At 67.1% G+C, this 22,379-nt stretch carries 25 protein-coding genes; 15 read left to right on the top strand and 10 right to left on the bottom strand.

The window, feature by feature from the left end; all coding sequences use genetic code 11:
* Positions 1 to 21: 21 nt before the first annotated feature.
* From WC597_RS01405 to WC597_RS01395, 3 genes are all read right to left on the bottom strand, one after another.
* Complete coding sequence (locus tag WC597_RS01405; RefSeq protein ID WP_372691450.1) at positions 22 to 1,722, bottom strand: sensor histidine kinase; 1,701 nt, start codon at positions 1,720 to 1,722, stop codon at positions 22 to 24.
* Between the two features lie 102 nt (positions 1,723 to 1,824).
* Positions 1,825 to 2,436: a sigma-70 family RNA polymerase sigma factor gene (locus WC597_RS01400; RefSeq protein WP_135194501.1), complete on the bottom strand. Its 612-nt coding sequence runs from the start codon at positions 2,434 to 2,436 to the stop codon at positions 1,825 to 1,827.
* Positions 2,433 to 2,636, bottom strand: a complete 204-nt coding sequence (locus tag WC597_RS01395) for a NepR family anti-sigma factor (protein ID WP_372691418.1) — start codon at positions 2,634 to 2,636, stop codon at positions 2,433 to 2,435. The genes WC597_RS01400 and WC597_RS01395 overlap by 4 nt, the downstream gene beginning before the upstream one ends.
* Before the next feature lie 198 nt (positions 2,637 to 2,834).
* On the opposite strand from WC597_RS01395, the gene WC597_RS01390 reads away from it, so the two are divergent.
* From WC597_RS01390 to WC597_RS01380, 3 genes are all read left to right on the top strand, one after another.
* Entirely contained in the window at positions 2,835 to 3,629 is a 795-nt protein-coding gene (locus WC597_RS01390) for a response regulator (protein ID WP_372691417.1), read from the top strand.
* Between the two features lie 311 nt (positions 3,630 to 3,940).
* The gene (locus WC597_RS01385; RefSeq protein WP_372691416.1) at positions 3,941 to 4,972 is read left to right on the top strand and encodes an NADP-dependent oxidoreductase; all 1,032 of its coding nucleotides are present in this window, start codon (positions 3,941 to 3,943) and stop codon (positions 4,970 to 4,972) included.
* A 16-nt stretch (positions 4,973 to 4,988) separates the two neighbouring features.
* On the top strand, positions 4,989 to 5,396 hold the full coding sequence (locus tag WC597_RS01380) for an acyl dehydratase (RefSeq protein ID WP_372691415.1): 408 nt from the start codon (positions 4,989 to 4,991) through the stop codon (positions 5,394 to 5,396).
* A gap of 60 nt (positions 5,397 to 5,456) precedes the next feature.
* Here WC597_RS01380 and WC597_RS01375 read toward each other — a convergent pair whose 3' ends face one another.
* Complete coding sequence (locus WC597_RS01375) at positions 5,457 to 6,233, bottom strand: SapC family protein (protein WP_372691414.1); 777 nt, start codon at positions 6,231 to 6,233, stop codon at positions 5,457 to 5,459.
* Positions 6,234 to 6,350: 117 nt separating this feature from the next.
* Between WC597_RS01375 and WC597_RS01370 the strand changes: the two genes are divergently transcribed.
* From WC597_RS01370 to WC597_RS01340, 7 genes are all read left to right on the top strand, one after another.
* The gene (locus WC597_RS01370) at positions 6,351 to 6,839 is read left to right on the top strand and encodes a Fur family transcriptional regulator (protein ID WP_372691413.1); all 489 of its coding nucleotides are present in this window, start codon (positions 6,351 to 6,353) and stop codon (positions 6,837 to 6,839) included.
* Between the two features lie 17 nt (positions 6,840 to 6,856).
* The gene (locus WC597_RS01365; RefSeq protein ID WP_372691412.1) at positions 6,857 to 7,744 is read left to right on the top strand and encodes an alpha/beta fold hydrolase; all 888 of its coding nucleotides are present in this window, start codon (positions 6,857 to 6,859) and stop codon (positions 7,742 to 7,744) included.
* Positions 7,745 to 7,825: 81 nt separating this feature from the next.
* A complete protein-coding gene (locus tag WC597_RS01360) occupies positions 7,826 to 8,491 on the top strand; it encodes a nicotinate-nucleotide adenylyltransferase (RefSeq protein ID WP_372691411.1) in 666 nt (221 codons plus the stop codon).
* Between the two features lie 144 nt (positions 8,492 to 8,635).
* The gene (rsfS, locus tag WC597_RS01355; RefSeq protein ID WP_372691410.1) at positions 8,636 to 9,070 is read left to right on the top strand and encodes a ribosome silencing factor; all 435 of its coding nucleotides are present in this window, start codon (positions 8,636 to 8,638) and stop codon (positions 9,068 to 9,070) included.
* A gap of 4 nt (positions 9,071 to 9,074) precedes the next feature.
* Complete coding sequence (gene rlmH, locus WC597_RS01350) at positions 9,075 to 9,539, top strand: 23S rRNA (pseudouridine(1915)-N(3))-methyltransferase RlmH (RefSeq protein WP_372691409.1); 465 nt, start codon at positions 9,075 to 9,077, stop codon at positions 9,537 to 9,539.
* A 1-nt stretch (position 9,540) separates the two neighbouring features.
* Positions 9,541 to 10,620: a murein hydrolase activator EnvC gene (locus WC597_RS01345; RefSeq protein WP_372691408.1), complete on the top strand. Its 1,080-nt coding sequence runs from the start codon at positions 9,541 to 9,543 to the stop codon at positions 10,618 to 10,620.
* 139 nt (positions 10,621 to 10,759) lie between these two features.
* The gene (locus WC597_RS01340) at positions 10,760 to 12,136 is read left to right on the top strand and encodes a S41 family peptidase (RefSeq protein ID WP_372691407.1); all 1,377 of its coding nucleotides are present in this window, start codon (positions 10,760 to 10,762) and stop codon (positions 12,134 to 12,136) included.
* A 39-nt stretch (positions 12,137 to 12,175) separates the two neighbouring features.
* On the opposite strand, the gene WC597_RS01335 is transcribed toward WC597_RS01340, so the two are convergent.
* The gene (locus WC597_RS01335) at positions 12,176 to 13,354 is read right to left on the bottom strand and encodes a carboxynorspermidine decarboxylase (protein WP_372691406.1); all 1,179 of its coding nucleotides are present in this window, start codon (positions 13,352 to 13,354) and stop codon (positions 12,176 to 12,178) included.
* 10 nt (positions 13,355 to 13,364) lie between these two features.
* Positions 13,365 to 14,570, bottom strand: a complete 1,206-nt coding sequence (locus WC597_RS01330) for a saccharopine dehydrogenase C-terminal domain-containing protein (RefSeq protein ID WP_372691405.1) — start codon at positions 14,568 to 14,570, stop codon at positions 13,365 to 13,367.
* A gap of 314 nt (positions 14,571 to 14,884) precedes the next feature.
* Between WC597_RS01330 and ffh the strand changes: the two genes are divergently transcribed.
* The 3 genes from ffh to rimM all read left to right on the top strand — a co-directional run bounded on the left by ffh (position 14,885) and on the right by rimM (position 17,605).
* Positions 14,885 to 16,441 carry a signal recognition particle protein gene (ffh, locus tag WC597_RS01325; RefSeq protein ID WP_372691404.1) on the top strand — a complete coding sequence of 519 codons (1,557 nt, stop codon included), beginning with the start codon at positions 14,885 to 14,887 and terminating at the stop codon, positions 16,439 to 16,441.
* Positions 16,442 to 16,465: 24 nt separating this feature from the next.
* Positions 16,466 to 17,008, top strand: a complete 543-nt coding sequence (gene rpsP / locus WC597_RS01320) for a 30S ribosomal protein S16 (protein WP_372691403.1) — start codon at positions 16,466 to 16,468, stop codon at positions 17,006 to 17,008.
* Positions 17,009 to 17,077: 69 nt separating this feature from the next.
* On the top strand, positions 17,078 to 17,605 hold the full coding sequence (rimM, locus tag WC597_RS01315; RefSeq protein ID WP_372691402.1) for a ribosome maturation factor RimM: 528 nt from the start codon (positions 17,078 to 17,080) through the stop codon (positions 17,603 to 17,605).
* Here the strand turns inward: rimM and WC597_RS01310 are convergent.
* Positions 17,602 to 17,775, bottom strand: coding sequence for a DUF1508 domain-containing protein (locus WC597_RS01310; protein WP_087120843.1), 174 nt, complete (start codon positions 17,773 to 17,775; stop codon positions 17,602 to 17,604). The two genes, rimM and WC597_RS01310, sit on opposite strands and share 4 nt — an antisense overlap.
* Positions 17,776 to 17,939: 164 nt before the next feature.
* On the opposite strand from WC597_RS01310, the gene WC597_RS01305 reads away from it, so the two are divergent.
* Positions 17,940 to 18,641 carry a glutathione binding-like protein gene (locus tag WC597_RS01305; protein ID WP_372691401.1) on the top strand — a complete coding sequence of 234 codons (702 nt, stop codon included), beginning with the start codon at positions 17,940 to 17,942 and terminating at the stop codon, positions 18,639 to 18,641.
* Positions 18,642 to 18,692: 51 nt separating this feature from the next.
* Entirely contained in the window at positions 18,693 to 19,088 is a 396-nt protein-coding gene (locus tag WC597_RS01300; protein WP_372691400.1) for a DUF3597 family protein, read from the top strand.
* 51 nt (positions 19,089 to 19,139) lie between these two features.
* Here the strand turns inward: WC597_RS01300 and WC597_RS01295 are convergent, their stop codons facing one another.
* The 3 genes from WC597_RS01295 to galU form a co-directional block, all read right to left on the bottom strand.
* On the bottom strand, positions 19,140 to 20,324 hold the full coding sequence (locus tag WC597_RS01295) for a benzoate/H(+) symporter BenE family transporter (protein WP_372691399.1): 1,185 nt from the start codon (positions 20,322 to 20,324) through the stop codon (positions 19,140 to 19,142).
* A gap of 57 nt (positions 20,325 to 20,381) precedes the next feature.
* On the bottom strand, positions 20,382 to 21,179 hold the full coding sequence (locus WC597_RS01290; protein ID WP_372691449.1) for an enoyl-ACP reductase: 798 nt from the start codon (positions 21,177 to 21,179) through the stop codon (positions 20,382 to 20,384).
* Between the two features lie 255 nt (positions 21,180 to 21,434).
* Positions 21,435 to 22,313 carry a UTP--glucose-1-phosphate uridylyltransferase GalU gene (galU, locus tag WC597_RS01285; RefSeq protein WP_372691398.1) on the bottom strand — a complete coding sequence of 293 codons (879 nt, stop codon included), beginning with the start codon at positions 22,311 to 22,313 and terminating at the stop codon, positions 21,435 to 21,437.
* Between the last annotated feature and the right edge of the window lie 66 nt (positions 22,314 to 22,379).

The raw sequence follows: 22,379 nt of genomic DNA, 5'->3' as shown, positions 1-22,379 counted from the left end.
AACTCCGCCGGTCTTGCTGCATCAACGCGACGCCACGGCTCCGGTTCCGTTGCTGGACGTCTTGTCCGCCGGATCGACCGGCGCCAAGGCCTCGGGCGTGGCGAAGGTCATGCGGGCGATGGTGCCGCCGCCGCGGGGCGTGATGAAATCGGTCTCGCCCCGCAACTGTTTGGCGAAGGCGCTCATCAGGGTGCGACCCACGCCGACCTCAGCCCCGGCCTGGGCGCCGGGTCCGTCGTCCTCGACTTCAAGCACGGACGTTTCGCCCTGGACCCGGAAGCGGACCTTCAACTCACCGCCGCTGCCGGCGAAGGCGTGCTTCTGTGCGTTGGTCACCGCCTCGACCAGCCACAGCGCCAGGGGCGCCAGCTTGTCGGGATCGACGTGAAGCGAATCCGCATCGACCGAACTGATGACGACCGGGCCGCGGGTGGCCTCGCTGGCGACCAACTGCCCCACCAGTTCGTTAAGGAACTCACGCGCATCGGCGTGGCGGATGTCGTTGCTCTGGTAGAGGGTGCGATAGATCAGGGCCAGGGCCGAGATGCGCTGACGCGTATCGCCCAGAGCCGCCTTGGCCGGGGCGTCGGTCAGGGCGCGCTGCTGCATCGACAGCAGGGAAGAGATGATCTGAAGGTTGTTCTTCACCCGGTGGTGGATCTCGCGCATCAGCGCGTCCTTCTCCGCCAGGGCGTCGGTCAGCTCCCGATCTCGAACCGTGATGGCCTCGGCCATTTCGTCCAGAGTGCGGGCCATGGTGCGGATTTCAGCCGGGGCGTTCATCGCCTGAAGAGGCCGCACCGAGAACCGACCGCGCGCATAGATGGCGGCGACCCGCTCCAGATAGTCCAGCCAGCGGATGAAGATGCGCTCAGACAGCAGCATCACCGCCGCGAACGCCGTCAACCAGGCGCCCAGGGGCAGCAGCAACGTTCCGATCGGGTTCAGCCGCGCCCAGGACAGCAGGCCGGGCGCCGGCGCCGACAGCAGGGCGTAGAGGTCTCCGCCCGCCAGCGCCGCACCGGCATAGTCGCGTCGGTGGTTCTGAACGTCCTTGGCCTCGAACACGGCCGAACCCTGGTCGCGCGCTCGCGCGACCCAGCCGGCGATGTCGTCGCCGTCGGCAAGCTTGAAGACATCGGGATCACTGGCGGTCAGGATGCGGCCGGCGCCGTCGGTCAACGCGGCCTCGGCGCCCGATGGCAGAGCGGGGTCGCCGATGTCGGGTTGCAGGGCGGACAGGGGAATGACGGCGACCATGGCCCCGTCGAACCGGCCCATCGGCCGCTCGGCGCGGGTCGCCACGATCAGCGCGCCTTGATAACCGGCTCCGTCTGACGCGCGCACCACGACCAGTTCCTCGCCGTTGCGCAGACGCTGGAACCATGTGGCCTGTGCGGCCGGCGCGACGCCGGAACGCAGCCCGTCCGTGCGGCCGGAGGCGCAGACCGCCTCGCCGGTCGGACTTATGCGATAGAGGCCTTCATAACCTTCCAGCCGTCCGACAAGCGCGGTCAGGCGGGGCGCGCAATAGGGGCCGAGCGCATCGGGGCTGAGCGCGCGCAACAGAACCTGGGCGCTGTCCAGCTGGGCCTTGGCGCTGGAGGCGCTGCGCTCGGCCGCCAGTTGCAGGTCGACCTGTCGGTCCTCGGCCTGCCGGCGGAAATCCGCCTGGGTCTGGATCAAGCTGAGGACGAAGATCGGCAGCAGGGCCATGGCCATGGCCGCGCCCAGCCGAAAGCGAATGCCCTGAAACCGGTCCGTATTCCACGTGCGACCGAGGCGCGGCCTTGAGGCGTCTCTGGTCGTCTCATTCACCGCAGGTCAGCTCCGGGCGCCGGCCAGCCTGTCGGCCTCGCCCAGGATGGAGCGCATGGCGTCGCCCGCCGCCTTTCCGTCGCGGCCGTAGCCGCCTTTTTCAAGCGTGGCCGCAAGCGCGCGACGCGCCCGGCTGACGCGGCTCTTCACCGTGCCGACCGCGCAGCCGCAGATTTCGGCCGCTTCTTCGTAGGCGAAGCCGCCGGCGCCGACCAGGATCAGGGCTTCACGCTGTTCTTCGGGCAGGGTCTTCAGGGCCTGACGCAGTTCGTCCAGCGCGACGGGCGCCTCGGGATCGTCCACGGCGACCAGGGTCCGCTCGGCGGCTTCCTGATCCAGCTGCGACTGACGCCACGAGCGACGCTTCTCGGAATAGAACTGATTGCGCAGGATCATGAAGGTCCAAGCCTTCATGTTCGTGCCCATCTGATAGGAGGCGCGGGCGTCCCACGCCTTCATCATCGCGTCCTGCGCCAGGTCGTCGGCGGCGGTCGGATCACCGGTCAGTGTGCGGGCGAAGGCGCGCAGATGCGGGATCAGCACCACCAGTTCGCGCTTGAAGCCTTCGTCGTCGGCCGAGGCGGGCTTGGGGGCGGCCCCCAGGCGAGACGTACTCATGCGGCGCCATCCGCCGCCTTGGCGTCGGCGCGCTTCAGGATGTCGAGAAACTCGTCGGGGACGGGTTCGTTGACGACCTCGTCGAACATGTGCCGCAGCTTTACGCCGATGGCCTGCTGACGAAGGCGAGCTTCTTCAAGCCCGGCCTCCCCCTTGTTTTCGGCGCCCTTGGGGCGCGAGGAGTCGGTAGAATCAATCATAGACAGAACACGCCCACCCAACGGTCTTCGCAGAGATGCCCGCCGATAACGTCGTCCCCGCGCCGGGGTTCCTGTGCGATGGCGATTTTACGCTCAAGCTTTGTCCAAACTGCGGAACCGTGACGCGTATGATACGTTTAGACCCGCTGTAGCGCCTTCCATTGCTGGGACGGCGGAGATTTGTCGGGGACTATCTGAATGAGCCTTCTGGCCAGACTTGCGCCGCACCTGCCTTATGTGCGCCGTTACGCCCGTGCGCTGACCGGCGACCAATCCACCGGCGACAATTACGTCCGTGTCGCCCTTGAGGCCCTGGCGGCTGGTGAGCAGCAGCTGTCGGCCGACATGACGCCGCGCGTGGCCCTGTATCATGTCTTCCACGCCATCTGGTCGTCCACCGGCGCCCAGTTGGAGACCGGCATGCTGGAGACCACGGGCAATGACGCCTCGCAGCGTCTGCTGCGTATCGCGCCCCGTTCGCGTCAGGCCTTCCTGCTGACTGCTCTGGAAGGTTTCACCCCTTCGGAAGCCGCCCAGATCCTGTCCGCCGATCCGCGCGACGTCGAACGCCTGATCGCCGACGCCCAGTCCGACATCGACGCCGAACTGGCGACGGACGTGCTGGTGATCGAGGACGAGGCTATCATTTCGGCCGACATCCAGAGCCTGGTCAAGGAACTGGGTCACCGCGTCACCGGCACCGCCACGACGCATGACGAAGCCATCGACGCCGTCGCCCGCCACAAGCCGGGTCTGGTTCTGGCCGACATCCAACTGGCCGACGGTTCGTCCGGCATCGACGCGGTCAAGGACATCCTGAAGACGCTGGACGTGCCGGTGATCTTCATCACCGCCTTCCCGGAACGCCTGCTGACCGGCGAGCGTCCCGAGCCGACCTTCCTGATCACAAAGCCGTTCCAGCCGGAAACGGTGAAGGCGGCGATCAGCCAGGCGCTGTTCTTCCATCCTTCGCGTCAGAAAGAAGCGGCGTAAAGCCGCAGCCCGTCTTTCAGACGACAAAGAGGCCCCGTTCGCATCCGCGACGGGGCCTTTTCTTTTGGGTCGACAGGAAAAGTCGCAACCGTCGGGGAACCCGCGTTCCGTCTCGTCGTTATCGGGATGCGGAGGCGGCGACGCCCCCCGACTTGATCAGCGATAGCCGATCATGCCGCCTCCGCGCCTCATTCTCGATGATGCCACTTCAAAGCGGTCCGCAAGGGCCGCTTTTTTCTTGGTCATGGCTCGACCGCCGCGCGCGCCGGGGCCAAGGTGGCGCTCAAAGAAAACCCACGGGAGAAACGCGCATGGCCTCGACGAACGGCAAGACGAACCGACAATGGGTGCTGCGCCAGCGCCCCAAGGGGCTGATCCAGCCCGGCGACCTCGAACTGGTCGAGACGGCCATCCCCGACCTGAAGGAAAACGAGGTGCTGGTCCGCACCGTCTATCTGTCGCTGGACCCGACCAACCGCACCTGGATGAACGATTCCGAAGGCTATCTGCCGCCGGTGGGCCTGGGCGAGGTCATGCGCGGCCTGACCCTGGGCGTGGTCGAGGCCTCGCGGTCCAGCCGCTTCAAGTCCGGCGACGTAGTCATGCCGACCTCGGGTGGCTGGGCCGACTACGCCGTCGTGCCTGAAGGCGGCCTTCGCCCCGTCCACCGCGCGCCGGGCCTGCCGCTGACGGCCAATATGTCGGTGCTCGGCATGACCGGCCTGACCGCCTATTTCGGCATCACCGATGTGCTCAAGGCCAAGGAGGGCGAGACCATCGTCATCTCGGCGGCGGCCGGCGCCGTCGGCTCCATCGCCGGCCAGATCGCCAAACAGCGCGGATGCCGCGTCATCGGTATCGCCGGGGGTCCTGAGAAATGCGCCTGGCTGACCGACGAACTCGGGTTCGACGCCGCCATCGACTACAAGAACGAGGATGTGGGCGAGGCGCTGGACCGTCTGGCCCCCGACGGCGTCGATCTGAACTTCGAGAATGTCGGCGGCGACATCATGATCGCCGTCTTCAACCGGCTGAAGGTTCACGGCCGGATGGCGGTGTGCGGCCTGGTGTCTTCCTACAATGCGACCAAGGCGCCGCCGTCGCCGAACTTCGCGCGCATCATCACCCACCGTCTTCAGGTCCAGGGTTTCCTGGTTCTGGACTATGCTCCGCGCGCCCGCGAGATGGTCGCCGAGATGGGGCCGTGGCTGGCGGACGGGCGGGTGAAGTGGAAGGTTCACGTCGATGACGGCCTGGACGGCGCGGTGGATTCGTTGAACCGCTTGTTCACCGGCGATCACGACGGCAAGCTGCTGGTTCGCGTTTCCGAAGAACCCGCCTGAAGCCGAAGGTCCGTCCATGAGCGATCCGCTGCACGTCCATTTCGAAGACCTGGAAGTGGGTCAGGTCGTGCCGCTGGGCGCCTGCGCCGTCGATCAGGCGGCGCTGGACGTCTTCATCGAGCGGTTCTCGCCGGGCTGGGACGTCGCCTACGGCGCACCGGACGCCATGGTCTATGTGCTGTGGAGCCGGCTGGCGGCCGACAAGTCCGGCGGCTGGGCCCAGACCAAGGTCCTGGCCGTCGACGGCCTGCGCTACATGCGCAATCCGCCCGCCGGCGAGCTGCTGCGTGGGCGGATGACGGTGATGGGCAAGGATCCGGTCGGCGACGAAAAGGGCATCGTCATCGCCTCCCACGACCTGTTGGACGAGGCGGGGCGGCTAGTCTTTTCCTGCCTGACGCGGGCGCTGTTCTCGCGGCGTTGAGCCCACGAAAAGCCCCGCCGGCGGAACCGGCGGGGCTGATCGTCTTGAAGCGTCGTCGACTTAGTTGACGGTCGTCGGCGCCTGGCGCAGCACGGCCAGGGCGATCAGGCGATCCCAACCGATCAGCGACACCAGGTGGGCGTAGATCTGGCCCAGGGCGCCGTTGTCGCGCAGCTCGACCAGCTTCTCGGCGGGCAGGGCGCGCAGCTTGTCTTCCGACACCGCATAGTATTCGGCCAGCTTCTGCGGCTCGCCCGGCGTGCCGTCGGGGTTGCGAGGCGTGAAGTGGGCCTCGCGAATGTCCAGCAGGTCCAACTCGTTGATCAGCGTCATGAAGCCTTCGGTGCGCAGACGCTCCTGCTCGAAGTTGTTGCAGAACTCCATCGCCATATTGGTGTAGTCGCTGGGTTGGCCATCGACGAACAGCGGATTCTGGCCGCCCTCGGCGACGATCGAGGCGCCGCGGTCGATGCACAGGATCAGGCGCTGGTTCTGCTTGTCGTCGGCGAAGACGAACGGATAGCGGCGCACATAGGCCGGCACATAGGCGTCGCCGCGGAACTCGCCGTCGTCGGCGACGAACAGGTTCTCGTTCTGGCGCAGGCCCATCACGGCCACCGGCTGGCGGTTCTCGCCGGTGAAGATGATCGGATAGGACAGGGCGGCGGCCGAGAACTCGGTCACCGTCAGCGGCACGACATTCGTCTGGGCCACGAAGGCGTAGGGCTTGTCGCTCGGGTTGACGCCCAGGCCGCCGTGGATGGTCTGATCCAGCGGCTCGGGGTTGGTGTAGAAGAGGACGTTGCCTTCGAGCGGCGAGTTGTTCGTGTCGGTCATGAAGCGAGGACGCTCTGGTTGGAGATCGGAGGCGCGCCTTCTAGCCCAACCCCGCCCAACCGGCAAACCCGCGATGCGTCGGTTGCAGTAGGGGACGCCAGCCATTAGCTGTAGCGCATGGGTTCCGCCTGCGATCACGATCACGACCATTCCGGCCTGAACGGCGGCGCGCTGGATCGCGCCCTGGCGGCGGCCGAGGCGCGCGCGGTCCAGCGGGGCGAGCGCATGACCGCCCAGCGCCGCCGGGTTCTGGCCCTGCTGCTGGAAACGGGCGAGCCGGTGAAGGCCTATGACCTGATCGCGCGTTTCGGCGAGGACGGTCAGGCCGCCAAGCCGCCGACCGTCTATCGCGCGCTGGAGTTTCTGGAGCGACTGGGCATGGCCCACCGCATCGCCTCCATCAGCGCCTATGTCGCCTGCACCGACGACGGCGACGCCGCCCATGCCGCCGCCTTCCTGATCTGCGACTGCTGCGGCGCGACGCGCGAGGTCAGCGGCCCGGATCAGAGCGCCATGAACGCCGCCGCATCAGCTGCAGGCTACGCCATCGCCCGCACCACCATCGAGGCGCACGGCCGTTGCGCCGCGTGCCGAGAGACGGCTTGAGCATGGATGCGGCGCTGATGTCTCCTTCTCGGCGCCTGGCCGTTCCCATCGACAACCGCTGGGGCGCGGGTGAGATGGCGGTGCTGGATTTCGGCGATCCCAAACGCCCGGTCGATCTGATCTTCTCCCACGCCAACGGTTTCAACGCCGCCACCTACCGCAGCTTGCTGTCGCCCCTGTCGGCGTCGTTGCGCATCTGGGCGCCCGATTTGCGCGGGCATGGCCGTTCGACCCTGCCGGTCTTCACCCGGCCCAAGACCAGCTGGCTGGATCACCGCGACGACCTGCTGGCCTTGCTCAAGGCTATCGACGGTCCGCCGGTGGTGATGGCCGGCCATTCGATGGGCGGCACGGCCTCACTGATGGCGGCGGCTGTGCAGCCGGAACGTGTCTCCAGCCTGGTGCTGTTCGACCCGGTGATCTGGAAACGGTCGGCGGTCTTCGCCTTCAACCTGCCCTTCGCCCACCGGCTGATGGGCGCCATCCCCATCGCCAAAGCCACCCTGCGCCGTCGCAGTCTGTTCGACAGCCGCGAGCAGGCCATGGCCGCCTATCGCGGGCGCGGCGCCTTCAAGGGTTGGCCCGACATGGTTCTGGCCGACTATCTGTCGGAAGGCCTGACTGAGCAAAAGGGCGAGGGGGAGGGCGGCTTGAACCTCAGCGCCACCCCGGCCTGGGAGGCGGCCAACTATTCGGCCCAGGCGCACGACCCCTGGCGGGCGCTACGGCGCTATCCGGGGCCGGTGCGCATCCTGAAAGCCGAACACGGCGCCCTGACCCATGTGCCGGTCGCGCCTCGCGGCCTGCCTAACGTCACGGTCGAGGTCGTATCCGGCGGGGGTCACCTGTTCCCCATGACCCACGCCGACATAGCCCGTGACGCCTTGTTCGACGCTGCTGTCTAAGAATGATTTCTGTAGGCTGAACAAACACCCGCGCTATAAGGGCGCCGCTGAGCAAAACTCCCTCGCCGCCCGAGACGCCGCTTGTCCTTCTTCCACGCCGGTCCCGCGCCCAAAGGCGCCGGCCCCCGATCCGGGGCGCTGCGCGATGGCCTGATCTTGTCCCCAGGCATGAAGGTCGGCCTGTTCGGCGGCTCCTTCAATCCGGCCCACAACGGCCATGCCCATGTCGCCGAGACCGCCATGCGTCGCCTCGGTCTGGACCGTGTCGTCTGGCTGGTCTCGCCGCAGAACCCGTTGAAGGAGGCCCGTCACAGCGCGCCGCTGGACGAGCGCATGGCCTCGGCCCGCCAGCAGGCGCGCGGCCCGTCGATGATCGTCTCGGACTTCGAGACCCGCGCCGGCGTGGCCTGGACCGTGGACACGCTGCGCCTGCTGGTCGCGCGGCATCCCGGCGTGCATTTCGTCTGGCTGATGGGGTCGGACAATCTGGCCAGTTTCCATCGCTGGAGAGGCTGGACCGACATCATGCGGCTGATGCCCGTGGCGGTGATCGCCCGGCCCGGTTCGCTGCTGGACAGCCGCACGGCGCCTGCCGCCGCCCGTTTCGCCGGTTTCCGCATTCCGGCCCAGCAGGCGGGGCTTTTGCCGACGCTTGAGGCGCCCGCCTGGACCTATCTGACCGCGCCGCTCAATCCCCTGTCCTCGACCGCGATCAGGACTTCGACGGGGCGACGCGCGGCCTCGTGATCGCCGGATGATTCGGGCGCCGGTTCACGTTGCGGCCCATCCGTGCTAGAGGGCTTCTTTAGTCAACGCTCCCGGAGCCCTCCGCTGACCCCCTCGCCCGCGTATAATACGCAAGACGCCGCCGTCTCGAACACGGCGCACGAGATGGATGCTATCGAACCTCTCCATTCCGAAGACGGCTTTGAATCCGACGCCTCCCCGCGCGGTTTCGACGATTCCGCTCCGCGCCCCGTCGGCGCAACCCCGCTTGAAGAAGCCATCCTGAGCCGCCTCGACGAGGACAAGGCCCAGGACATGGTGCTGATCGACCTCAAGGGCAAAAGCGCCATGGCCGACAGCATGATCGTGGCGTCCGGCCGTTCCCACCGTCACGTCGGCGCCATCGCCGACCACCTGTTGCGCACGCTGAAGGAAAACGGTCTGGGCAAGGCCAAGGTCGAGGGCCTGCCGCACTGCGACTGGGTCCTGATCGACGCCGGCGACGTGATCGTGCACCTGTTCCGCCCGGAAGTGCGCACCTTCTACAATATCGAGAAGATCTGGGCCGTCGATTCCGCCCACCGCATGGTCCGCGACTAAGACCGTGAAGCTGAGCATCGTCGCCATCGGCCGACCAGGCCGGGGGCCTGAGGCGGCGCTCGCCGACGACTACGCCAAGCGCGCCACCCTGTCGGGACGTGCGCTTGGCCTCGGTCCCCTCGAACTGATCGACCTTGAAGCCCGCAAGTCGGGCAAGGCGCCGGAGGCCGAGCTGATCCTCGCCGCTGCCGAGGGGGCGCATCTGATCGCCTGCGACGAACGGGGCAGGACCTATTCCTCGCGCGCCTTCGCCGACCACATCGCCAAGCTGCGCGACCAGGGCGAGCGCCGTCTGGTCTTCGCCATTGGCGGGGCGGACGGACTGGACGAAAGCGTGCGGGCCGCCGCCTCCTCGACCCTGGCCTTCGGTCCCCAGACATGGCCCCACGCCCTGGCGCGCGCTATGCTGGCGGAACAACTGTATCGGGCCGTGACCATCCTGGCCGGATCGCCGTATCATCGCGACTGACATGCGTCGCGCCATTCCCCTATCGCTGGCCCTGCTGACGGGTTTCGTCTGCGCCGCGCCCGCCGTCGGCAGGCAGGCGCCCGAAAGCGAGCTGTCGCGCATCCAGGCCGAATACCGCGACGAGACGGTGCGCGCGCGCCGCCTGCGCGCCGACGCCGACGCCGCCAAGGCCGAACTGGTCCTGCTGGAGCGCCGCCTGGCCTTGCTGCGCGCCGACGAACAGACCGGCGACCGCCAGATCGACGATCAGCGCGCCCGGCTGCAGCAACTGACCGAACGCGAGGCCGAACTGGTCACCGACCTGGCCCGCGAACGCGGCGCCCAGGGGCGTCTGCTCAGCGCCCTTCAGATGATGAGCCGCCGCCCGCCGCCGCCCCTGCTGGTGCCCGCCGACAAGGCCATCGACACGGTGCGCGCCTCAATCCTGCTCAAGGCCATGACGCCGGACCTAGAAAACCGCGCCAAGGCCCTGGGCGCACGTCAGGCCGAGATCATGCGCATCCGCCGCCTCGCCGTCCTGTCCTCCGAACGCCTGCTGACGACCGAGAGCGAACAGGGCGACCGCCGGGGAGAGATCGAGGGTCTGACGTCGCGCAAGACCGCGCTGACCGCCGTGCTGAACGCCGAGGCCCGCGCCGCCGAACGCGCCGCCGCCGTGCTGGAACGTCGTATCCGCGAACTGGGCGGGGCCGTGCCGACCACCCAGGCGGCGGAAACCCCCACGGCCCGCCTGCCCGCGGGACGCGCGCGCCTCAGTCCGCCCGTCTCCGGCGCGCCCAGCCAGACCTGGGGCGCGGGAACCTCCGGCTGGCGCTGGCGCGCCGACCGGGCGGCCGTGACGGCCCCCGCCGACGCCAAGGTCGCCTACGCCGGGCCGCAGACGGGATGGGGCAATGTCGTGGTGCTGGACCTCGGCCCAGGCTGGCGCGCGGTCATCGCCGGGCTGGACAGCGTGGATGTCGGTCCGGACGCGCGCGTCTCGGACGGCCAGACCCTGGGCCGCAGCGGCCCTGACGGCGATATCTATTTCGAGCTTCGCCGCGACGAACGGCCCATCGATCCTGGGCCTTGGTTGCAGTGAACCTGCAATAGTCCTTTGCATTCTCGTCTGACGCTGATTTTATCGGCGTAACGCTGCGTCGCCACGATTTGGTCGTGTCTGCATCGCCTTACCCTTCCCACGGGCGCCTTGAATGATCGGCCCGACCGAAAGAGACCGAATGCGTAAACTGCTCCTCGTCGGCTGCGCCGCTCTGGTGCTCGGCGGATCCGCCGCTGCTGTCAGCAGCCAGACCCCCCGCAACGAAACCTTCCGCATGCTGGAGCTGTTCGGCGACGTGGTCGGCATCGTCGAGCAGGCCTATGTCGTCCCGGTCGACAACAAGAAGCTGATCGAGGCCGCGCTGGCCGGCATGATGACGGCCCTGGACCCGCACTCCAACTATCTGCCGCCGTCCAACTACGATGAGCTGCGCGAACGCACCGAGGGCCAGTATTCGGGCGTCGGCCTGACCATCAGCGCCGACGGCGGCATGGTGAAGGTCATCTCGCCGATGGACGACAGCCCCGCCGCCAAGGCCGGGGTCCAGGCGGGCGACGTGATCTCTTCGATCGAGGGCCAGAACGCCGCCGGCCTGACGGTCAGCCAGGTGTCCGAGAAGCTGCGCGGCGCCGTGGGCACCAGCGTCAAGGTCACCTTCCTGCGCGACGGCTCCGACCCGCTGGAAGTGACCCTGACCCGCGAGGTCATCAAGGTCCAGTCGGTCACCGGCCGGGTCGAGGGCGACTTCGGCTACCTGCGCGTCTCGACCTTCAACGAGAACACCGGCCGCGAGCTGAACGAGGCCATCGCCAAGATCAAGGCCGAGAAGCCGGGCGTGAAGGGCTATGTCCTGGACCTGCGCAACAACGGCGGCGGTCTGCTGAACGCCGCCATCGACGTGTCCGACGCCTTCCTTGAACGCGGCGAGATCGTCAGCCAGCGCGGTCGCAAGCCCGAGCAGATCCAGCGCTATTCGGCCAAGCCCGGCGACATCACCGGCGGCCTGCCGCTGGTCGTGCTGGTCAACTATGGCTCGGCCTCGGCGTCCGAGATCGTCGCCGGCGCTCTCAAGGATCATCAGCGTGCGGCCGTGGTCGGCCTGACCAGCTTCGGCAAGGGATCGGTCCAGACGGTGATCCCGCTGCGCCAGGGTCAGGACGGCGCCCTGTCGATCACGACCGCGCGCTATTACACGCCATCGGGCGCCTCGATCCAGAAGATCGGCATCGAGCCGGACCTGGAGGTGGCCCGTTCGGAAGCCGAGGCGCGCATCGTCTCGCGCTCCAGCTTCATCTATTCCGAAGCCGCCTACGCCACGGCCCTGGACGCCTCCATCGGCGCCGAGCGCAAGGGACCGCACACGCCGCGCGAGGCACCGGGCGAGAGCTTCGACAAGGAAAAGGATTACCAGCTGCAGCGGGCGCTGGACGTCCTGCGCGCCGGTGGCGATCTGACGAAACTGTCGGCTGCGCCCGAAGGCATCGTCGTCACCGAGCCGGGCTCGACGCCCAAGCCCGACGCCGAGCCGGCGGCGGCCGAGCCGAAAGACGAATAGGTCAGGGAAGGGCGGCGAGAGCCGCCCTTTTTCTTGCGCTTACGACAGGCGGTCGCGGAACTCGGAGTAATCGAACGCGCGCACGATCTTCAACGCGTCCGTCTCGCTGTTCCACAGGGCGATGGCCGGCAGCGGCACCCCGTTGAAGGTGTTGGTCTTCACCATCGAATAGTGGGCCTGGTCCAGAAACGCGATCCGCGTTCCCGCCGTCGGCGCCGTCTCGAAGACGTAGTCGCCGATGATGTCGCCCGCCAGGCACGACGGCCCGCCCAGGCGATAGGTCACGCCCGCCTCGCCCTCGTTCAGCATGGCCGGACGGTAGGGCGCCTCGATCACATCGGGCATGTGGCAGGTCGCGGACATATCGGTGATGGCGACCGCGATGCCGTTGTCGAAGGTGTCCAGCACCTCGCCGATCAGAATGCCGGCATCCAGGGCGACGGCCTCGCCGGGCTCGATATAAACCTCAAGACCGTGCGTTTCGCCCAAGCGACGCAGGAAGGCGGCCAGATCGTCGCGTCTGTAATCGGCCCGCGTGACATGGTGCCCACCGCCCAGGTTGATCCATTTCAGGTCGGCCAGCAGGGGCGCCAGCGTCGGCTCGACCGCCGCCCAGATCCGCTCCAGCGGTTCGAACCCCTGTTCGCACAAGGCATGGATGTGCAGGCCGTCGACGCCGGTCAGATGCTCCGGCTTCAGTTGCGACACCGGAAACCCCAGGCGCGAACCGAACTGGCACGGGTCGTATTTGGCGACCTCGGCCTCGGAATGCTCGGGGTTCAGCCTCAGGCCGATGTCGAACGTCTCACCCCCGGCGCGGGCCGTGGCGATTGCATCGGCGAAGCGGGCGATCTGATCGGGCGCGTTGAAGATGACCGTGTCCGACAGGCGCAGGATCTCGGGCAGGTCCGCCGGCTTGTAGGCTGGCGAATAGGTGGTCAGGTGCCCCTTGTAGAACTCCCGCGCCAGCCGCGCTTCCCACAGGCCCGAGGCGCAGACGCCGTCGAGGTATTCCCCGACGACATCGGCCAGCGACCACATGGAAAAGGCCTTCAGGGCCAGCAGAACCCGCGCGTTTCCGTGCGTCCCCACGTCCTTCAGGACCGACAGGTTGCGACGCACCGCCGCCTCGTCGACCACGAAGGCGGGCGACGGAACGCGGTTCAGATCGAACCGGGCGAAGGCGCCCGGTCCGCCGGCTTGGGTCTGCATGGCCATGGTCTGAGCCTTAGAAGTCGAGAGGGGCGTCCAGGTCCTGAACCTTCCACGGCAGGCCGTGCTTGTTCAGCATGTCCATGAAGGGATCGGGGTCCAGCTGTTCCATGTTGAACACGCCTTCGCCCTTCCACTGACCCGTCAGCATCAGTGCCGCGCCGATCATGGCGGGGACGCCGGTGGTGTAGCTGACCGCCTGATTGCCGGTTTCGGCATAGGCTTCTTGGTGGTCGCAGATGTTGTTGACGTAGACCGTCTTCTTGACCCCATCCTTCACGCCCGTGGCGATGACGCCGATATTGGTCTTGCCCTTGGTGATCGGACCCAGCGACGACGGTTCCGGCAGCAGGGCCTTCAGGAACTCGATCGGAATGATCTCGCGGCCCTGGAACTGCATCGGCTCGATCGAGGTCATGCCGATGTTTTCCAGCACTTCGAGGTGCTTCAGATAGCTGTCGCCGAACGTCATCCAGAAGCGGATGCGCTTGATTTCGGGATAGAATTTGGCCAGCGATTCCAGCTCCTCATGATACATGAGGTACATGTTCTTCTCGCCCACGCCCTCGAAGTCGAAGACCTGTTTGTGGCTCAGCGCCGGGCCCTCGACCCACTGGCCGTTCTCCCAGTGACGCGACGGGGCCGTCACTTCGCGCAGATTGATCTCGGGGTTGAAGTTGGTCGCGAACGGCAGGCCGGTGTCGCCGCCGTTGCAGTCCAGGATGTCCAGCGTCTCGATCGAATCCAGCAGGTGCTTCTTGGTGTAGGTGGCGAAGACCGAGGTCACGCCGGGGTCGAAGCCCGAACCCAGCAGCGCCATCAGGCCAGCTTTCTCGAACCGCTCCTGATAGGCCCACTGCCACTTGTATTCGAACTTGGCCTCGTCGCGCGGCTCGTAGTTGGCGGTGTCGAGATAGTTCACGCCGGCGGCGAGACAGGCGTCCATGATCGCCAGGTCCTGATAGGGCAGGGCCAGGTTCACGACCAGTGCGGGCTGCACCTGTTTGATCAGGGCGGTCGTCGCGGCCACGTCGTCGGCGTCGATGGCGGCGGTGTCGATGCTCACGCCAAAGCGCGACTTCACGGACTCGGCGATGGCGTCGCACTTCGACTTGGTGCGGCTCGCCAGGGTGATATGCGAGAAGATGTCCGCATTCATCGCCATCTTGTGGACGGCCACCGAACTGACGCCGCCTGCGCCGATAACCAGCACCTTGCTCATGTGTGCTTCTCCTGAAGTCAAAAGCTCTGGCGACATCGCCGCCCCTATAAAGGGCGCGGCTCTTAGCACGATGATGACAATCCGCTAAATGCCCCGGCGAACATTGGCCTTATAGCCCTTATCGACTCGCTCCGGTTGCCTTTGTCGAGGTTTTCCGCCATAAGCCGCCGCTTCCGACGCAAGTGAACCTGCGTCTCCACCATCACGCCCCCATCTCAGGATGGACGAGGATGGCGAGAACCCTCCGCCGACGTGATCGTCGCCGGGGGCCGTTGTCGTATGGAGCCGTTTCACCCGTCGATATGAGGTAGTGAATGTTCGAGGCTCTGAACGAGCGGCTGACAGGCGTCTTCGACCGGATCACCGGGCGCGGCGCCCTGTCCGAAAAGGATGTCGCCGAGGCGATGCGCGAAGTGCGCGTGGCCCTGCTCGAAGCCGACGTCGCCCTGCCGGTCGTCAAGGAATTCATCGCCTTCGCCACCGAGCGCGCGACCGGCGAAGAGGTCATCCGCTCGGTCAAGCCGGCCGATCAGGTGGTCAAGATCGTCTATGACGGCCTGATCGAGATGCTGGGCGGCGAAGAGCCGGTCCCGCTGAACACCAACGCCAACCCGCCCGCCGTGGTGCTGATGGCCGGCCTGCAGGGCTCGGGCAAGACCACGACCTCGGCCAAGCTGGCGCTGCGCCTGACCAAGTTCGATCGCAAGAAGGTCATGATGGCCTCGCTGGACACGCGTCGTCCGGCCGCGATGGAACAGCTGGCCACCCTGGGCAAACAGATCGAGGTCGCCACCCTGCCCATCGTGGCGGGCGAGAGCGCCGTCCAGATCACGCGCCGGGCGCTGCAATCCGCGAAACTTCAGGGCTTCGATGTCCTGATCCTCGACACCGCCGGCCGCATCACCCTGGACGAAGGGCTGATGAACGAGGTGGCCGAGGTCGCCGACATCGCCAAGCCCGTCGAGACCCTGCTGGTCGCCGACAGCCTGACTGGTCAGGACGCGGTGCGCACCGCCGCCGCCTTCCACGCCCGCCTGCCCCTGACCGGCCTCGTCCTGACCCGCGCCGACGGCGACGGTCGCGGCGGCGCCATGCTGTCGATGCGGGCCGTCACCGGCCTGCCGATCAAATATCTGGGCGCCGGCGAAAAGGTCGACGCCCTGGACGTGTTCGACGCCCGTCGCGTCGCCGGCCGCATCCTGGGTCAGGGCGATATCGTCGCCCTGGTCGAAAAGGCCAGCCAGGACCTGGACCAGGCCAAGGCCGAGAAGATGGCCCGGAAGCTGGCCAAGGGTCAGTTCGATCTGGACGACCTGGCCGGTCAGCTTCAACAGATGAAGCGGATGGGCGGGCTTCAGGGCATCATGGGCATGCTGCCCGGCGTGGCCAAGATGAAGGGCCAGATGGCCGAAAGCGGCATCGACGACCGCATGATCCTGCGCCAGGAAGCCATCATCTCCTCGATGACCAAGGCCGAGCGCAAGAAGCCGGATCTGCTGAACGCCAGCCGCAAGAAGCGTATCGCCGCTGGCGCCGGCGTGGACGTGCAGGACGTGAACCGGGTTCTGAAACAGCATCGCCAGATGGCCGACGTGGTCAAGTCGATGGCGCGCGGCGGACCCAAGAAGATGCAGCAGATGGCCGCCATGCTGGGCGGCCTCGGCGGTGGCGGCGGCATCCCCGGAATGGGGGGCGGCGGCCCGGATCTGAACCGATTGAAGGCCCTGGGCGGCGGCAAGACGCCGGAAGCCAGCGCCGACGAACTGAAAGCCATCCAGGACCGGCTCGCCGGACTTGGAAACCCCCTCGGGGGTGGCGGACAACTTCCGGGAGGCCTCCCTGGCCTTCCCGGCTTCCCTCCCAAGAAATAACGACTACCTGGAAAGAGACCTGAAATGCTGAAGATTCGTCTGGCCCGCGGCGGCGCCAAGAAGCGCCCCTACTATCACATCGTCGTCGCCGACTCGCACTCGCCCCGCGACGGCAAGTTCATCGAGAAGGTCGGCAGCTACAACCCGATGCTGCCCAAGGACGGCGCCACCCCGCGCGTCGCCCTGAAGGTCGAGCGTATCGCCGAATGGCTCGGCAAGGGCGCCCAGCCGACCGACCGCGTCGCCCGCTTCCTGTCGCAGGACGAGACCCTGGGCCAGAAGGTCAAGTGGACCCAGTCCAACAACCCGAACAAGGCCCAGCCCGGCAAGAAGGCGCAAGAGCGCGCCGCTGAACGCGCCCAGCGTGAAGCCGACCGCCTGGAAGCCGAAGCCGCCGCCAAGGTCGAAGCTGCTGAAGCCGCTGCTCGCGCCAAGGAAGAAGCCGCCGCCGCTGCCGCTGCTCCGGCTGTCGAAGAAGCCCCGGCTGAAGAAGCGCCTGCTGCTGAAGCCGCCGCCGAAGAGGCTCCGGCTGCTGAAGAATCGACCGAAGAAAAGACCGAAGCCTAAGCCTTTCGGTTTCGACACGATCAAGGCGGCGTCTTTCGACGCCGCCTTTTTCATGCGTTAAGGACCAGCATGACCACGGACAGCAGATTGATCCTCGTCGGCCAGATCGGCGGCGCTTTCGGCGTGCGGGGCGAGGTGCGGGTGACCGCCTTCACCGCCGATCCCCTGGCTCTGACCGCCTATGGTCCGCTGCTGCGCGCCGACGGCACGGTGGCCCTGACCCTGACCTCGACGCGGCCCGACAAGGCCGGCGTCGTCGGCCGGGCCAAGGAGATCGCCACCAAGGAAGAGGCCGACGCCCTGCGCGGCCTCAAGCTGCACGTCCCCCGCGACCGCTTCCCGGAACCGGACGAGGATGAATTCTATCTCGCCGATCTGCTGGGGGTCGAGGTCCGCGACACAGCGGGCGCCGTTCTGGGAACAGTCAAGTCTGTGCAGAACTTCGGCGCCGACGACATGCTGGAGATCGCCCCCGCGACGGGCGGCCCAACCTGGTATCTGCCCTTCACCAAGGAAGCGACGGCCGAGCTGCACCTCGCCGACGGCTGGCTTCTGGCCGTGCCGCCGACCGAGGTGGGCGAGCGCGAGCCCGACTAGGCGTCTTCAACAGGGGCGTCGCCGACGTGCTTCTTGATCGACTCGATCGCGCGCTTGGCGCCCGACTTGTCGGAATAGCCTTCGGTCGAAAAGATGATCTCGGAATTGTATTTGAAGCGGACCCGGTATTCGCCGGCCTTGTCCTGATAGACTTCGAACTTGTGCGCCATCGGGCGTCTCCATGTCTGCGACCCGTGATCGGTCACGGCCAAGCTGGCATCGTCGCCCGTACGGTTCCAGACACAAGCCCGCGATCAAATCGTGCCGATGACAGTTGCGAACCTCGCGCGCGACCCCGACATGGATGTTCATCACCCCAGTCGAGGCTGAACGCATGACCGACCTGTCCGCCTTCCCGATCACCCGGCGCTGGCCGGCCCAGTATCCCGACCGGCTCCAGCTCTATTCGCTGCCCACGCCCAATGGGGTGAAGGTTTCGATCATGCTGGAGGAGATCGGCCTGGCCCATGAGCCGCACCTGATCGACATCATGGCCAACGAGACCTGGGGGCCGGAATATCTGTTGCTGAACCCCAACGGCAAGATCCCCGCCATCCTCGATCCGAACGGCCCGGACGGAAAGCCGCTGGCCCTGTTCGAATCCGGCGCCATCCTGATCTATCTGGCGGAAAAGACGGGCAAGCTGCTCTCGGCCGATCCGGCGACCCGTTACGAGACGATCCAGTGGGTCATGTTCCAGATGGGCGCGATCGGCCCGATGTTCGGCCAGTTGGGCTTCTTCCACCGCTTCGCCGGCAAGGACTATGAGGACAAGCGCCCACGCGACCGCTACGTCGCCGAAAGCCGCCGCCTGCTGGGCGTGCTGGAAACGCGGCTTGAAGACCGGGACTGGATCGTTGGGGATTACTCCATCGCCGATGTCGCCACCCTGGGCTGGGTCCGCAACCTGATCGGCTTCTACGAGGCGGGCGAGATCGTCGGCTTTGCGGACTTCCCGCGCGTCGCCGCCTGGCTGGAGCGGGGTCTGGCGCGCCCCGCCGTGCAGCGCGGACTGGAGATTCCGGCGCGTCACTGAACCGTCGTGCCCGGCGGGCATTATCTGACGACACAAACAGGAGCGCGACCGATGGGTATCTTCTCTTCGATTTGGAACAAGATCACGGGCCACAAGCCGAAAGCGGCCCCCACACCGGCGCCAACGCCGACCGCCAGCGTGACGCCGACGCCCGGCACGGCGGCCCCGACCGCCGCTCCGGCCCTGCCGCCCGTCGATGTCGAGGCTGTGCTCAGCGATCTGGCGGCGTCCAAGGGCGGCGGCGGCAACTGGCGCACCTCGATCGTCGATCTGCTGAAGCTGCTGGACCTGGATTCCAGCCTGGCGGCCCGCAAGGAACTGGCGGAAGAGCTGAACGTCCATGCCGGCGAGCACGGTTCAGCCGAACAGAACATCGCCCTGTCCAAGGCGGTCTGGAAGAAGCTGGCCGAAAACGGCGGTCAGGTGCCGGCGTCGCTGCGCGACTAACGCGCCTCAAGCAGCGCGAAGCGCGATAGGCTAAAATAGAGAGGTGCTGGGTCAGGCTTGCGGTCTGATCCAGCGTCCGGCAGCCAAGGCCGCAAAGCCGACGACCAGACCCCAGAAGGCTGACCCCACCCCGAACAGGGCCAAGCCCGAAGCCGTCGCGGCGAACGTCAGCACGGCTGCCTCACGTGACGCCGTCTCGGCCACCATTCCTTGCAGAGCGCCCGTCAGAGGCGCGACCAACGCAAGACCCGTCACAGCCGCCAGCACTGCCGGCGGCATGGCGATAAAGAGCCCGGCCAGCGGCGCAGCGAACAGGGCCACGACCAGATAGAAGCCGCCATAGATCACGCCAACGACCCAACGTCGCGCGGGGTCGGGGTGTGCGTCAGGCCCGGTGCAGATCGCCGCCGTGATCGCCGCCAGATTGACCCCGTGTCCGCCGAACGGGGCGATCAGCAGGCTGGCTACGCCGGTGGACAGGATCAGCCGGTTGGCGGGCGGCGGATAGCCGGCGCTCTGCAACACGACCAGCCCCGGCAGGTTCTGCGCCGCCAGGGTCACCAGGAACAACGGAAAGCCCAGGCTGACCGCCGCCTTCCAGTCGAACACGGGCGCAACGGGCTCCAGATGGCCGAACAGGCCTGTCCCTGCCGGCAGGACCAACTGTCCCCGTATCGCCAGCACCGCAAAGGCGGCCGCCAGCACGGCCGGTAGTGCCCCGGTGGGCCACAGGCGTCGCGATACCAGAAACAGCGCGACCAGTCCGACGACCAGCACTGCCTCGTCAGGCACGACCCTGAACACTCTCAGCACAAAGGGCAGCAGCACCCCCGCCAGCATGGCCGAGGCGATGGCCGCCGGTATTCGCGCCGCCAGACGCCCCAGCGTCGGGATCAGGCCGGTCAGGATCATCAGCAGGGCGGCGAAGACGAAGGCGCCGATCGCCGTCGGCCACGACAGGCCCAAGGTCGAGGCCGCCAGCAAGGCCGCCCCCGGCGTCGACCAGGCCAGGACGACGGGAATCTTCAGCCGCCAGCTCAAGAGGGCGCCCGGCACGCCGATGGCCAGACACAGGGCGGTGACCATGGATCCGATCTGGCTAGCGTCCGCGCGCAGGGCCTGTCCCGCCTGCACCACCAGGGCGACGGTCCCGCCGAACCCGATCACCGTCGCCACGGCGGCGGACGAAAAGGCGGAGGCGGGCAGGGCGCGCATGGAAAAGGCCGGAGCAGTCATGCCCCGGCCTTAAACCGTCACCGTGAACGCCGGAAGAGCCTGATCAGGCCGCCCCGATCAACCTTCGACGTCGTCCGGCAGGCCCACGGCGTGGAAGCCCGCATCGACGTGGACGACCTCGCCCGTGGTCGAACGCCCCAGGTCCGAGCACAGCCACAGGGCCGCGCCGGCGACGCCCTCCATCGAGGTCTCTTCCTTGATCAGTGAGAACTGCGCCGACTTGGAGTGCAGGCCGCGCCCGCCCGAGATGCCGGCCAGCGACAGGGTGCGCATGGCCCCGGCCGAGATGGCGTTGACGCGGATGTTCTTGGGGCCCAGGTCGCGCGCGATATAGCGGGTTGCCGCCTCCAGCGCCGCCTTGGCCACGCCCATGGTGTTGTAGTTCGGAATGACCCGCTCGGACCCCAGATAGGTCAGGGTGATCAGGCTGCCGCCGTTCGGCATCAGCTTGGCGGCCCGCTTGGACACATCCACGAAGCTGAAGGCCGAGATGTTCATGGCCAGCAGGAAGCTGTCGCGCGTGGTGTTGTCCACGAAGCTGCCCTTCAACTCGTCCTTGTTGGCGAAGGCCACCGAATGGACGACGAAGTCGATCGTGCCGAAGGTCTTTTCCAGCTCGGCGAAGGCGGCGTCCATCGAGGCGTCGTCAGTGACGTCGGCCGGGATCAGCAGCTTGGCGCCGACGCTTTCGGCCAGCGGGCGCACGCGCCGCTCCAGGCTTTCGCCCATATAGGTGAAGGCCAGTTCCGCGCCCTGCGCCGCCAGCTGCGAGGCGATGCCCCAGGCGATGGAGCTGGAGTTCGCCACGCCCATGATCAGGCCCTTCTTGCCCTTCATGAGGTCGCCGGTCGGCATGTCCCAGCCTTCGGAATTGGCCATGGTTCGTCTCCTGATGATTTGCGCGGAGGGTTAGCAGGCGCGAGCCAAGCGCTCAACTTTTCCCTCCCCGCCTCGGGGAGGGTGGTCGCGCAGCGACCGGGTGGGGGCGACCCGGCAGGGGCGCGCTTGTCTTAGGCAGGTCAGTGGGGTGTCGCCTGGCCGCCCCCACCCGACCTCGCTGCGCTCGGCCACCCTCCCCGCCTCGGGGAGGGAAAGACGCCATGCTGATTTTTAAAGCAGGCCCGAGATCGCCGCGCGGGCGGCGTCGCCCAGGTCGGGCCGTTTCAGCGCCAGGGCGACGTTGGCGCGCAGCAAGCCGATCTTGTCGCCGCAGTCGTGGGTCACGCCCGCATATTCGACGGCGGTGAAGCTCTGGTCGGCCATCAGTCGCGCCATGGCGTCGGTCAGCTGAATCTCGCCGCCGGCCCCCTTCTCCTGCGTCGCCAGAAGATCGAAGATTTCCGGCTGCAGAATGTAGCGGCCCGAGATCGACAGGTTGGACGGCGCCGTTCCGGCGGCGGGCTTTTCGACCATGCCTTTCATGACGATCCGCGAGCCGTCGCGGCTGACGGGATCGACGATGCCGTATTTGTGGGTCTGGTCCTCGGGCACGGACTCAACCCCGATGATGTTGCCGCCGGTCTCGGCGTAGACCTCGGCCAACTGCTTCAGGGCGCCCGGCTGCGAATCCACGATCACGTCGGGCAGAATGACGGCGAACGGCTCATGACCGATGATGTCGCGGGCGCACCAGACGGCGTGACCCAGGCCCTTGGGCTGCATCTGGCGGGTGAAGCTCATCTCGCCGGCGGACGCCAGTTCGGCGTTCATCATCTCAAGGATTTCGATCTTGCCCTTGGCCAGGAGCTGGGCTTCCAGCTCGATCTGGTGATCGAAATAGTCCTCGATGGCGCCCTTGGAGCGGCCGGTGACGAAGACGATGTGCTCGATCCCGGCTTCGCGCGCCTCTTCGACGATGTAGGACAGGATCGGCCGATCGACGACGTTCAGCAGTTCCTTGGGCGTGGTCTTGGTGCCGGGGAGAACGCGGGTGCCGAGGCCCGCGACGGGCAATACGGCCTTGCGCAGGCGCGCGGGCGTGGTGGTCATCAATATTTCCTGACAGCTATCCCGCCCCTTCTAACCGGTGCGAGCCGGCGAAAGAAGGGGTGGGAC

This window comes from Brevundimonas sp. (assembly GCF_041648115.1).
Lineage (GTDB): Bacteria > Pseudomonadota > Alphaproteobacteria > Caulobacterales > Caulobacteraceae > Brevundimonas.
Note: the sequence above shows the minus strand (reverse complement) of the source record. Positions and strands in the feature narration are given on the sequence as shown.